Annotated in this window: 8 protein-coding genes and 1 tRNA gene; 6 read left to right on the top strand and 3 right to left on the bottom strand. The window is 73.7% G+C overall.

Going from position 1 to position 12,984, the window contains the following annotated elements:
* The first annotated feature begins 1 nt into the window (after position 1).
* From CXH06_RS02255 to CXH06_RS02235, 5 genes are all read left to right on the top strand, one after another.
* Positions 2 to 940, top strand: a complete 939-nt coding sequence (locus CXH06_RS02255) for a metallophosphoesterase (protein ID WP_114853539.1) — start codon at positions 2 to 4, stop codon at positions 938 to 940.
* 56 nt (positions 941 to 996) lie between these two features.
* Positions 997 to 1,070, top strand: a tRNA-Pro gene (locus CXH06_RS02250).
* A 382-nt stretch (positions 1,071 to 1,452) separates the two neighbouring features.
* On the top strand, positions 1,453 to 2,580 hold the full coding sequence (locus tag CXH06_RS02245; protein WP_114853538.1) for a peptidoglycan-binding protein: 1,128 nt from the start codon (positions 1,453 to 1,455) through the stop codon (positions 2,578 to 2,580).
* A gap of 231 nt (positions 2,581 to 2,811) precedes the next feature.
* A complete protein-coding gene (locus tag CXH06_RS02240) occupies positions 2,812 to 4,224 on the top strand; it encodes a beta-N-acetylhexosaminidase (RefSeq protein WP_114853537.1) in 1,413 nt (470 codons plus the stop codon).
* 13 nt (positions 4,225 to 4,237) lie between these two features.
* Complete coding sequence (locus tag CXH06_RS02235) at positions 4,238 to 4,855, top strand: LytR C-terminal domain-containing protein (RefSeq protein WP_114853536.1); 618 nt, start codon at positions 4,238 to 4,240, stop codon at positions 4,853 to 4,855.
* A gap of 25 nt (positions 4,856 to 4,880) precedes the next feature.
* On the opposite strand, the gene CXH06_RS02230 is transcribed toward CXH06_RS02235, so the two are convergent.
* From CXH06_RS02230 to CXH06_RS02220, 3 genes are all read right to left on the bottom strand, one after another.
* Positions 4,881 to 6,845, bottom strand: a complete 1,965-nt coding sequence (locus CXH06_RS02230; protein WP_114853535.1) for a hypothetical protein — start codon at positions 6,843 to 6,845, stop codon at positions 4,881 to 4,883.
* A gap of 106 nt (positions 6,846 to 6,951) precedes the next feature.
* Positions 6,952 to 7,431 (bottom strand): hypothetical protein, encoded by a 480-nt coding sequence (locus tag CXH06_RS02225; RefSeq protein ID WP_114853534.1) that lies wholly within the window; start codon positions 7,429 to 7,431, stop codon positions 6,952 to 6,954.
* A gap of 220 nt (positions 7,432 to 7,651) precedes the next feature.
* Complete coding sequence (locus CXH06_RS02220) at positions 7,652 to 11,035, bottom strand: ATP-binding protein (RefSeq protein ID WP_232820160.1); 3,384 nt, start codon at positions 11,033 to 11,035, stop codon at positions 7,652 to 7,654.
* A 228-nt stretch (positions 11,036 to 11,263) separates the two neighbouring features.
* Here CXH06_RS02220 and CXH06_RS02215 point away from each other — a divergent pair, with 228 nt between their 5' ends.
* Complete coding sequence (locus CXH06_RS02215) at positions 11,264 to 12,982, top strand: glycosyltransferase (protein WP_157975562.1); 1,719 nt, start codon at positions 11,264 to 11,266, stop codon at positions 12,980 to 12,982.
* Positions 12,983 to 12,984: the final 2 nt, after the last annotated feature.

Genomic DNA, 12,984 nt, shown 5'->3' with positions numbered 1-12,984 from the left:
GGTGCGACCGCTCACCGCCGCGGCGGCCACCGCCGGGGCCCTCGGCGCAGGCGCCGCCGCGGCCGCGCACATCTGGGCCCGTCACGTCGAGATCCACCGGTACACCCTGCGCGAGGTGGAGCTGCGGATCCTGCCGCCCGGCGCCCGCACCCGGCGCGTGCTGCACATCAGCGACATCCATCTGATGCCCCGGCAGCCGCACAAGCTGGCCTTCCTCGAGCACCTGGCGACCCTGAACCCGCACCTGGTGATCGACACCGGGGACAACATCGCCTCGGCCGCCTCGGTGCCGATCCTCGCCGAGGCCCTCGCTCCCCTGCTGGCGCGCCCCGGCGCCTTCGTCCTCGGCTCCAACGACCTCTTCGCCCCGCATCCGAAGAATCCTGCCCGCTACCTTCTGCCCGATCCCCGCCCCGCGGGGATCACCGAGCCGCGCGACCCCACGCTCCCCACCGGGGAGCTGGTACGCCGGCTCACGGAGTTCGGCTGGAAGGACCTCACCAACACCCGCGCGAGCATCGAGCTGGGCGGGCTGGAGGTGCGCCTGGTGGGCGTCGACGACCCACATCTGGAGCGGGACGAGATGCCGCCGCGCCCGGACCCCGAGCCGCCCGCGCCCGAGCACGGCAACGTGCTGCGCGTGGCCGTCGCGCACGCCCCCTACCGGCGGGTGCTCGACGCCTTCGCGGCCGACGGCGCGGATCTCATGCTGGCCGGCCACACGCACGGGGGCCAGCTGCGGCTGCCCGGGATCGGCGCGCTGGTGACCAACTGCGACCTGCCGCGCCGCCAGGCCCGGGGGGCGTCCACGTGGAAGGGTGTCCCGCTGAACGTCAGCGCCGGGATGGGGGCGAGCCCGTACTCGGACTACCGCCTGCTCACCCCGCCGGAGGCGACCTTGCTCACGTTGCGCGCCCCGAGGCCCCTCGCGCACCCCTGAGCCCCCGAACGCCTGGTAAAGTTGCTCCTCGGTGAGCCGCTTCGGCGGGAACCCTCCGGGGTGTGGCGCAGCTTGGTAGCGCGCCTCGTTCGGGACGAGGAGGTCGCAGGTTCAAATCCTGTCACCCCGACCGGAGTCGAGAGCCGCGGGAGAGTCGAGAGACTCTCCCGCGGCTCTTTCGTCGTCCCCGGACACCCAGCGAATAACAACGGCGTAACTACCTCGCTGTTTCTCGATTCTCAAGCCCGACACGGCGCCATTTCGCGAAATAGTGCAAATTCTTCGTAAAGACGCCGTGTTGGGCGGGCAAATCCCTCTGGGGAGGCCGGGTTCAGGGGACATACAGTCGACGGCAGTGCCGCCTGTTCCCGGGGCACGCCCCGTGCTGCCGCCTCCCCGTCACCGGCTCGGGTCTTCCTCCTCTTCCCTGTGTGACGGGCGCAGTGCTCGTGCGCGCGAGGCGCCTCGCGCCGCGGACGCACCTGTGCGGCGACGGAGAAAGCGATACCCCGATGTTCCGCACCGCACCACGAGGCACGCACCGGGCCGCCGGCCGTGCCGTCATCGACTACCGAGGGCTCGCCGCCCCGGTGGGCCGGGGAGTCGGAGGAGTCGCCGCCCTCGGCGCCGTCTCCGCCACCGCGGCGCTGGCCGGGTCCGCCGCCGCCACCGCCCAGTCCTCCGCCCCGACCTCCGCCCACGGGGCCGTCCGCGGCGCCGCTCCGGCCCCGGCCACGCCGGCCCCGGCCGCTCCGGTGTCCGCCGCACCGGCTCCCGCCACCCAGTCCTCGCACACCGCGCAGACGCTCCGCCTCGGCTCCCGCGGCTCGGCGGTGACCTACCTGCAGCAGCGGCTGAACGCACACGGGGCCTCGCTCGCGACCGACGGCGTCCTCGGCGCCCGGACCCTGCAGGCCGTGAAGTCCCAGCAGCGCTCCGCCGGCATCGGCGTGGACGGCGTGGTGGGCCCGCTCACGTGGGGCTCGCTGACCTCCTCGAGCTCGTCCTCGGAGACCTCCGCCTCCGGGCAGACCCTGCGCCAGGGCGATCGCGGCGGGGCGGTGAGCACCCTGCAGAAGGAGCTCAACGCCTCGGGCGCCTCGCTCGCGGTCGACGGTGTCTTCGGTCCCCGCACCGCCTCCGCGGTACGGGCGCTGCAGACCGCCGCCGGCCTCCGCGTGGACACCGTGGTGGGCACCCGGACCTGGAGCGCCCTGGCCGGCGACGTCCGCCTCTCCGCAGGCGCCACGGGCCGCGACGACCAGGGCTCCGCGAGCACCGGCAGCGTGAACGGCGCCGCGGTCATCAGCGCCGCCCGCGCACAGCTCGGCGTGGGCTACGTCTGGGGCGGCTCCTCCCCGGCGGGCGGCTTCGACTGCTCGGGCCTGGTGTACCACGCGTACAACCAGGCGGGCATCGACCTGCCGCGGAAGACCGCCAAGGGGTACACCTTCGGCGGGCGCATCATCGCGCAGTCCGAGGCGCAGCCCGGCGACCTGGTGGCCTTCACCGGCAACGACTACGGCCACATGGGGATCTACCTCGGCAACGGCCGGATCATCGACGCCTCCGGCTCGCGCCAGCAGGTGGTCGAGCGCTCGATCTGGAGCGCACCGCACGTCTTCGTCACCTATCGCTGAGGCACGAGCCTCCGCGCAGGAGACGGATCCAGGACCACGGTGACCTGCTCGACGCCTCGGCGTCCACGGGAAGGGGCAGGACCCGTGAGGGAGCCCGGTCGGCACCGCCGACCGGGCTCCCGTGCGTCCGGGACGAGCTCGTCTCGAGGGCGCGTGCCGGGACGCCGTGACCCATCTCTCCGTGGCAGACTGATCAGGATCTCGTTCGGCGTCGCCGCCCAGGAGGAACTGATGACAGACCCGCTCGCCCTCGTCCCGCTGCCGCAGTCGGTCATCTGGTCGGAGGGGGCGTGGGAGACGCAGGACCCCTGGGAGGAGCTCTCCGTGGGGGTCAACGACGAGCTGGACGCCGCGGAGTACACCCTGTCGATCTCCCCCCGCGGAGCGAACCTCGCCGCGGGCAGCGAGGCCGCGCTGGCGGACGGCCGCAACACCTTCGCCCAGATCGTCACCGGCACGAACGGCTCCATCCCCTGCGTGACCATCGCGGACCGGCCCCGCTACGCGTGGCGCGGCCTCCACCTGGACGTGGCCCGCCACTTCCTCCCGATCGCGGAGATCGAGACCTTCATCGACGCGATGGCGCTGCACCGGCTGAACGTCCTGCACCTGCACCTGACCGACGACCAGGGCTGGCGGATCGAGATCAAGGGCTATCCGCGGCTCACCGAGATCGGGGCCTGGCGGGAGCAGACCCTCGTGGGGAGCATGGACGGCGGGGCCGAGACCTGGCGGTTCGACGGCACCCGCCACGGGGGCTACTACACCGCGCAGGAGCTCGAGGGGCTCGTGGAGTACGCCCGCCGCCGCGGCGTGCAGATCGTGCCGGAGATCGACCTGCCCGGCCACATGCAGGCCGCGATCGCCAGCTATCCCGAGCTCGGCAACGTCCCGGAGCAGCAGATCGGCGTGCGCGAGGTCTGGGGGATCTCCGATCACGTCCTCGGGGTGTCCGATGTCGTCTTCGACTTCGTGCGGGACGTCCTGACCCAGGTGGCGGCGATCTTCCCCGGCCCGTACGTCCACATCGGCGGCGACGAGTGCCCGCGCGGGGAGTGGGAGCGCTCCTCCGCCGCCCGCAGCCGCCTCAACGAGTGGGGCCTGACCCGCTTCTCGGAGATCCAGGGCCGCTTCACCCGCTTCGCCGCCGAGGTCCTGGCCGAGCACGGCAAGCGGATCGTCGGCTGGGACGAGGTGCTCGAGACCCGCCTGCCCGACGACACCATCGTCATGAACTGGCGGGAGGCCGCCGGCGTGAAGCGCTCCGTGCGGCGCGGCTTCCGCACCATCATCTCCACCCATGACCAGACGTATCTCAACTACTACCAGGCCTCCCCCGCCCACGAGCCGCCGGCGATCCCCGGCCCCGTGCTCTCGGTCGAGGACGTCTACACCGCGCCGCTCGAGCCGCCGTCGCTCACCGAGGAGCAGCGGCGGCTGATCCTGGGCGTCCAGGCCCAGCTGTGGTCCGAGTACCTGCCCGACGCCGAGAGCTTCCAGTACATGGCCTTCCCCCGGCTGTGCGCCCTCGCCGAACGCGCCTGGGGCTCCCCGGAGCAGACCTGGGAGCAGTTCGAGGAGCGTCTGCGCGCCCACCTGCCCCGGCTCGACGCCTTCGGCATCCGCTATCGTCCCCTCGACTGAACGACTCGCCACGATGCCCTCCTCCCATCGCGATGCCCACCCCTACGGCCGCTCCGCCGACGACGTCCGCCGCCGCGATCAGCGGCTGCGCCGGACGCGCCGTCTGCGGGCGACGCAGCTGGCCTTCTTCTCCATCCTCTCGATCGTGCTGATCGGCATCGGGGCCTACGCCGTGAAGGACCTCCAGGAGCCCGTCGACGAGCCCGGCGTGATCTCCCAGAAGACCTTCGAGTCCGCCCCCTCGGGGATCACCTGCCCCGAGGACGGCGCCGTGCCCCTCCCGCCCGGCGAGGTCAGCGTGACCGTCCTCAACGGCACCACCCGCACCGGCCTGGCCGGATCCGTCACCGAGGATCTCGCCGGGCGCGGCTACGCGGTGGGCGATCCCGGCAACACCCGGCAGTCCAGCGGTCCGGCGACCGTCGTCTTCGGACCCTCGGCCTATCTCGCGGCCCGGTCCGTGGCCGCGCAGGTCACCGGCGAGGACGCCCCGGCGCAGCTGCGCCTCGACGAGAGCCGGGAGGGCTCCGAGGTGGACCTGCTGCTGGGCACCGGGTTCACGGGCCTGATCGACGAGGCCGCGGCCACCGAGGCCCTCGCCCAGCCGGTCGAGTCCCCCGAGGGCTGCTGACGGGCCCGGGGGCCCTGTCGACCTCTCAGTCCTCCCACGCCCGACGGTCGGCCTCCATGCGCAGCCCGATCCACAGGGACACGCCGCCGCTGTAGAGCAGCAGCAGCACGATGGTGCCGAAGACGATCGCGGTGCCCGGCGAGGCGGGGGTCAACCCCACCAGCAGGCTGTTGATGCCGGCGACGTCGGCGCCCTGCTCGGTGCTCGCGGCGAACTCGGGGTCGACGTCGACCACGAGGTTCGCCGTGGCCGGGATGCCGGCGGAGTCCCGCACGTGATAGGCGATCGGCGTGGTGCGCCCCGTGAACCCCTGCTCCGGGGTGAAGGTGATCGCCCCGTTCGCCCCCACGGTGTACTCCCCCTCCCCCGGGATCACCAGGCGCGTCCCGCGGCCCTCGTCGAGCTCGGTGATGTTGGTGGCCGCCAGCGAGCTCAGCTCCACCGACTCGGGCTCGAGCGGCTGGGAGCCGCTGCCGGCGGTGTCGTTGCCGAGCACGTCGACGGTGATCGGGGCCCGGGGCGCGGTGCGTCCCTCGTCGTCGCGCAGGGTCGCGATGACCGGCGAGAAGGTGGCCTCGAAGGTCGCCTCCACGGGATTGTCCGCGTAGACCCCGCGGGCGGTGATCCCCACCGATGCGGCGGTCCCGGTGAACGACTCCTCGGGAGTCATCACCAGCGAGCGGCTGGCGAGATCGATCGTCCAGGTCCCCTCCCCCTCGACCACCAGCTCGGTGCGGTCCTCGGAGAGCGTGCCGCCCTCGGGGACCGCCTCCGGATCGAAGCGGAGCGAGTCCGAGCGCACGTCCCGGATCCCGGTGCTGAGGTCGAAGCTGAGCTCCCGCCCGGGGATCCCGGCCAGGGAGCGGTCCCGCAGGATCGGGTAGGCGGTGCTCAGCAGCGCGGTGGAGGCCGACGCGCCCTCACCGTCGCCGCCCACGATCCCCATCGGGGCGGTCTCGCGCACCTGATCGCTCTCCGGGGTGAAGCGCACGGTGGCGCTCTCGCGGTCCAGCGCCCAGGTGCCCTCGCCGTGGATCACCACTCGGGTGCCGTCGGTCGCGGACTCCGCCTCGGTGACGCCGCCGAGAGGCTGCAGGCGCAGGGTGGAGGGGTCGACGTACTGCTGTCCCTCGCCGACGACGAACAGGATGTCCTCGCCGAAGGGGGCGGACCAGTCGAGGTCGGAGATGATCGGCACCGTGAGGGAGACCTCCGCCGCGCTCACCACCGTCCCCTCCTCGTCCGTGACGGCGAGCCGGACCGGATCGACCTGGCGGCCCAGGCCCGGGGCGGCCGGCGTGTGGCGGAGCGTGCCGCCGTCGGCCGAGAGCTGCCACAGCCCCTGGTCCGGGACGATCGCCCGGCTGCCGTCGGCGGTGACCGTCGAGCCGGCCGGCAGCCCCGCGAGCTCCAGGTGCACGGTGCCCCCGGACGGGACGCCGCCCTCGAGGGCGATGGAGGTGGGCTCGTCGGCGGAGCCGTGCGCGGAGATCTCCTCGAGCTCGAGCAGATCGGGCGTGAGCGTGACGGGCAGGGACCTCACCCCCTGGACGGACTCGATGGTCAGCGCGATCGGGGAGCTCGGACCCTCCACCCCGACCAGCGGGGTGAACACGAGGTCCGTGCCCAGCAGCGACCAGGTCCCCTCCCCGGAGACCACGATCGACCGGCCGTCGTCCTCGAGCTCCATGGGGGCGCGGGCGCTCTCGGCGACGTCCTCCGGGATGGCCAGGCGGGCGGAGTCCGGAACGACCTCCGCCTCGAGATCGTCCTGGATCAGACCGTCCAGCGGGAGGCGGGTGGCCGATCCCGGGATCATCGCCAGCGCGTCCGACTCGACGGGGAACTCGAAGGGTCCGTCCTCACCGAGGGCCGAGGCCGGCAGCGAGAGCGACAGCGCCAGCGCCCCGGAGGCGGCCAGCGCGGCGAGCCGCGCGACCGGCCGGGAGGGGCCGGGGCGCGGGCGAGGACGCGGCGACGGCTCGAGCACCGGCCCAGACTAGCAATCGGGGCGCCGCGGACCCTGACCCCGGAGCGGCTCGGACCGGTCCGCGCGCGACCCGGCGGCCGTCACGGAGGGTGCGGTCAGCGGGCGGTCAGCGGGCGGTCAGCCCGGCCGGACGGACGGTCCTCGGCGCCGCGGGGCCCTCGGGCGCGAAGGGAGCGCTGATCGCGCGCACCGCGACGCGCACGCCGACCACCACCTCCAGCAGGTCCCCACCAGCATCGGTCCAGGAGACGCTCGAGACGCCCTGGAGCACCTGCTCCGAGCGACGATGCAGGCCGCCGCGCGCCGCGACGGCCTCGGCGGCGGCGAGCAGCCGCCCGGCCCCGTCCTCGCCGGCCTCGGGCGCCCTCGTGCTCGCCAGCAGCGGGCTGACGTGGCAGAGGGTCTGCGCGCCCCGCCAGGTGCTCCCCGAGGAGCGGTCGCGCGCAGGCCGGTGCTCCGCGAAGACGCCCAGCGCCGGCTGCTCCGCGAGCAGCGCGGCGGTGACCCGGCCCAGCAGGTCCCGGATGCGGTGGTGGGTGGCGCTCTCGCCCGGATGCACCTCGAGGGGAGGAGGGCTCGCCGACATCGCTGGCCTCCTCTCTCCGATCTCCTCGCCGACTCGTGCGGCGTCCCACTGCTCCGCCGGATCGGAACGGAGGGCATCCAGGGTACCGGCGCCCGCCGATCCTGCCGATGGGGAGAACTCCCCATCGCGCGGAACCGGCACCCGGTGCCCCGGGCGCCGGGCGCTCAGCACGGCCGCATCGCCCGAGCTCCTGCCGGCTCGTCCCTCCGCGGCACGCCGATCAGTCTTCCACCGGCACGAACTGCACCGGCGAGACCGAGGAGTAGCGGTCCTGGGCGATGGACACCACGCCGACGCCGCCGATGAACGGGGCGAGGGCCTGCGGGTTCTTGCCCGGATTGGCGAGGATCACCTGGAAGCCGAAGTGGCGGAAGGACTCCATCGCGGCCGTGATGAACTTGCCGGCGCCCTTGGAGAAGGCCTCGTCGATGATGATCGGCGCGTAGCGCGGGACTTGCTGCCCGGTGCCGGCCAGCTGGTAGCGCAGCGCCGCGGCGAGGCAGAAGGTGGCCAGGCGCTCGTTCTGGCCGCCCGAGAGCGGACCGCCGGACTCGTGGGCGTGGACCACGGTGCCCTCGGCGTCGACCTCCTCGGCGTGGAAGTGCACGTGCCGGCGGACGTCGAGGATGACCCGCGAGACCTGGTCCTCCCGGGTGCGCGCGGACCCGATGAGATCCATCAGGTGGCGCAGGGACAGGAAGCGCTCCTCGGCGAGATCGCGATCGCGGGAGATGTCGTTCAGCGCGGTGTGCGCGACGGCCTCCTCCAGGGCGCGCTTGAAGTCGTCGAGGGCGGCGAGGTGGACGGGCCGCATCGACAGCTGCAGGTACCGGCCGGAGTGGAACTCGACCTGGGCGAGCAGGGCGTTGATGCGCTGGAGGCGCTTGCGGATCTCAGCGGGCTCGCGGGCGATGGCCGTGGCCAGCGCCTGCACATCGCCCAGGGTGTTGCCCGTGAAGAACTCGAAGAAGCGGTCCTCGACCTCGGGGAGCTTCTCCTCCTCGATCCGCTGCAGGATGCCGAGGTAGTCGTCGACGCCCTCCAGGGTGGGGGCCGTGTCCCCGGCCTGCGCGGGCCAGCGCCGGGAGAACTCCCGCATCGCGGTGCGCATGTCCTCCTCGGCGCGGGAGGTGCGGCGGGTGAGGTCCATCAGCTCGGCGTCGAGGGTGGCCGAGGCGTCCTTGGTGACCTGGTCGATGGTGGACAGCACGAGGGTCTCGGAGATCGCGCGGAAGCGCTCGGACAGCTCCGCCTCGACCTCCGGGGCCAGCGTGGACTCGGCCACGCGCTCGCGCGCCTCCTCCAGGCGCTCCGCCGCCCGCTCGGTCTGCTCGCCCAGCTTGCCGGCGCGGCGCACCACCTCCAGCAGCTCCTCGTCGGAGTCCGCGATGGACTGCTCGACCTCCTCGATCTGCCGGGCCAGCTCACTCAGCGCGGCGGAGCCGTCCTCCGCGGCGCGCACCATCTCGCGCAGGTTCGCCACCCGCCGCGCCACCGAGGCGGCATCGATGTCGTCCCAGGTCACTGTGCTGATCGCCTGGAGCGCGAAGAGCCTCTCGCGCCGCCGCTCCCGCTCGGCCTCGACGTCCTTGCGGCGGGCCTGGGCCTCGAACAGGGCCTGCTCGGCGCGGGTGCGCTCGGCCTCGAACACGGCGCGCTTGGCCCGGTTGTCGAAGCCCAGCACCCACTGGGAGCGGTCGTTGATCTGGCGGTCGGCGTTCTTCTCGTGCCGGGTCGCCGAGTGCTTGATCTGCCCCGAGCGCAGCACGGCGCGGTGCAGCCGCGTGAACTCCTCGAGGGTGTCCGCGCAGGTGTAGTCCATCCGGGAGGCGATCTCGTGGCTCAGCCAGACGTGGAACTCGCCGTCCTTGACCTCGAGCTTCGCGGCGAGGGAGCGCTCGTCCAGCGCCCGGTCGGGCCGGCGCAGATCGGTGTTGACCCGGTTGTAGGAGATGCGGCGACGCAGCTTGGTGCGGTCGATGACGGCGGCGACCTCGCGATAGACCCGATCCGGGACCAGGATCGAGCGGGCCAGACCGCGCAGGGCCTGCTCCGCCGCGGCGGTCCACTCCTCCTCGCCGGCGCGCACCTGCAGCAGCTCGGCGGCGAAGGGCAGCTCCGTGGGGGCGATGCCCACCTCGGCGGCGATGTGGTCGCGCAGCGCCACGTCCTCGGAGTGCAGGTTCGAGGCGCGGGAGGTCAGCGAGGCGAGCTCGCCGCGGGTCCGGGAGAGGATCTCCCCCAGCTCGCGCACCTGCGCCTCCGCCTCCCAGCGGGCGCCGTCGGACCCCGCCTCCTCGGCCTCGAGGGACTCGCGCAGCGCGCTCACCTCGCGCTGTAGGGCGAGGAACATGTCCTCCCCGGCGGGGGTGCGCAGCTCGAGCGTGGCCAGCTGGGAGGCGAACTCGGTGGCGCGCTCGCGACGGCGCTCCCGCTCCACCTCGAGCCCGGCGATCTGCTGCTTCCAGTCGTCGATCTCGCCGCCGCCGGCGCGCCGACGCTGCTCCTTGAGCTGGGAGAGGTCCGCGCGCGCCTCGGTGACGTCCTGGGTGAGGCGGCGCTGCTGGGCCTCGAGCCGGTCCCGCTCCAGCTGCAGGCGGTCGGTCTCGTCGCCGAGCAGGCGCACCAGGTGCTGGGCGGCGAAGACGTCGATGTCCGCGCGGCGGTCCACCAGCTCGCCGCCGCGCTCACGCATCGAGGCCCAGCCCTCGTGGTTCTCGCGCAGGCCGCGCAGCAGCTCCCGCTGCTCGCGCGCGGTCACCAGCGCCTCGTAGACCTCGGAGAGGTTGTGGAAGTTCGCGAGCGCCTGATCGGCGAGGTCGAAGGTGCGCGGGGCGTCGAGCATGTAGTCGCGCAGGAGGGCGTTGACGTCGCCGAGCTCCTTGGCGGACTGGATCTTGTGCAGCAGCCCCAGCGCCTTCTCGTCCGGGATGCCCAGCAGCTGGCTGAACGCGGCGCGGTACTCGCGGAACTGGCGGAAGGTCTCGGTGCCCGGATGGGCGGCCTCGAGCGCCTTGCCCTCGATCTGGGTGGAGACGAACTGGCGCAGATCCGTCACGTCCAGGGGCTTCCGGGCGATGACGTACAGGCTCCGGACGTCGGAGTCCGCGCTGTGACCGGCGTGGAGCAGCAGCAGGCGCGAGAGCTGGACGGTGCCGCCGAGGCCGTCGGCGTAGCGCAGCGTGAGCACCGACAGCGTCGTCTTCTCGCGCAGCACCTCCTGACTGAACTCGCCGGTGGCCTGGTCATAATGCATCGCCCAGGCGCCGCGGACGTAGCTCGCGACCGTGCGGCGGTACTTCGAGCGCGCCGGGCCGGCGTCGGAGGCGGCGGCGTTGAACTGCAGGGTGCGCGGCGGGGTCAGCAGGGCGCTGATCGCATCCAGCAGGGTGGACTTGCCGGTGCCGGGTCCTCCCGTGAGGAAGAACCCCTTGGGGGAGACGGCCAGGTCATGGGTGCCGTGGAAGGTCCCCCAGTTGGAGACCTGGGCGTGGACCAGGCGCCACTGTCCCGGATGCGGGTGATCGGGGTCGGCGGCGGGAGCGGCCGGCGCGCCGGTCTCGGGCACGCCCGGGAGATCGAGGGCCTCAGGTGCGGAAGTCACCCCAGCAGAGTACCGGCAGGTCCTCACGGCGCGCGGCATCGCCGACCGCTCCGTGCCGCGCCGCGGAGCGCTGCATCGCGCCACTCTCCGTTCATCCAGAATTCACGTTGGTATAGTCCGAAGGTCGCTCGGGCGCCCGGGCGATGTCGTCATCGAGTCCCGCAGCGCGCCTCCCGACCGCCCGCGGCCACCGCTGCAGGACCGGTCTGGGATCGTCGAGGAGGTCCGATGCAGGCAGTGCGGACCGGCACCGCAGCACCGAGCGCACCCCGTGCCGAGGACGGGCAGGCTCCCGGAGCGCACCGGACGGAGCTCCTCCTCCAGTCCTCCCGCCTGGGCCCCGCCGTCCCCGTCTGGGACCAGGTCCTCCCCCTGGCCACGTGGCGCCCCGTGCTCCGGGACTCCCCCGTGCATCTGGTCCTCGAGGGCGGGCGGGGTGTGCTGTGGGGCGCTCGCGCGGGCCGCACCGTGCGCCTGGCCGAGCTCCCCGCCGGACGCCATGCGCTGGAGGGGGACGCCCTGGCGCAGGACTGGCTGTGGCTGACCGGCGCGGCGCACGCCGTGCGCTGGAGCACCGAGCGGGACGCCCCCCTGCCGCCCGTGACCGTCGTGATGCCCACCTACCGGCGGGAGGCCGATGCGACGGCGCAGGCGCGGCGCTTCGCCCGGATGCGGCCGGTGCGCGGCGTCGTCGTGGTCGACCAGGGCGGCACCCTGGCCGGGAACGCGGCCTTCACCCGGCTGCGCGCCGAGCACGAGGGCATCCGCCTGGTGACCCAGGAGAACCTGGGCGGCTCCGGGGGCTACGCCCGCGGGATGCTGGAGGCGGCCGAGGATCCGCGCGCCGCCGTGCTCTTCTCCGACGACGACGCGATCCTCGGCGAGGAGTCGCTGCGCCGGATGCTCACCTATCAGGCGCTCGCCGCGCGGCCCACCATCGTCGGCTCCCCGCTGTTCTCCTCGGCGGAGCCCACCCGCCTGGTCGCCCTCGCCGAGGCCGTGCGGCCCGGCTCCTTCCAGTGGCGCTCCGCCACCCGCGTGCAGGACGGGATCGACCTGGCCGGGACCACTCCGGCGGACTGGGACGACCTCATGCCGCGACGCGACGCGAACTACACCGGCTGGTGGGCCAGCCTCTTCCCCCCGCACGCGTTCACCGATCTGGGCCTGCCCGCGCCGCTGTTCCTGAAATGGGACGACGCCGAGTACGGGCTGCGCGCGACCCGTCGCGGCTACGACCATGCGGTGCTGCCCGGCACCTCGGTCCACCACCCGCCCTGGACCCCGTTCCGCACCCAGACCACGTGGACCGCGCGCGTGCTGCACCGCAACCGCCTGGCGATCGCCGCGGCGTACGGGGCGGGCCGCGGGGTGCTGGTCTCCTCGCTGGCCCATCAGCTCAAGCACGTCCTCGCCGGGCACCTGCTGACGGCCGAGCTGTGGGAGGAGGGGATCGATGCCTTCCGCGCCGGCCCCGAGGACTGGCTGGGGAGGGATCTCGCGCGGGCTCGCAGCGACGGGGCCCGGGCGGTCGCCGCGGGTCGGGCGGCGACCGCGCCCACCGTCGAGCTGACGGCCACCCGGCGGCGCCCGCTGCCCCTGCCGCGCGCCCTCGCCCGCGCCGCGGCCCGACTGCTCCGCCCCGACACCGCGCCGCGGATCGTGGTGGCGCTGCCCGCCGACTCCCTGCACTGGCGCACCACGCTGGGGGCCGACGCCTATCTGCTCACGGGAGCGGACGGGGAGACTCTCTCCGCCGTCGAGGTGCGCGGATCCGTCGCGCGGCACGCCCTCGCGCGCACCCTGCGCTCGCACCTGTCGATGGCCGTGCGCTGGTCGAGCCTGCGTCGCAGCTACCGCCGGGCGCTGCCGCGCCACACCACGACCGAGTCCTGGCAGAAGGTGTTCGCGAGCTCCCCGGGCGCCCGGCCGACGGGAGGTGCCTGAGC

Source organism: Brachybacterium sp. YJGR34 (assembly GCF_003347015.1).
Taxonomy (GTDB): Bacteria; Actinomycetota; Actinomycetes; order Actinomycetales; family Dermabacteraceae; genus Brachybacterium.
Note: the sequence above shows the minus strand (reverse complement) of the source record. Positions and strands in the feature narration are given on the sequence as shown.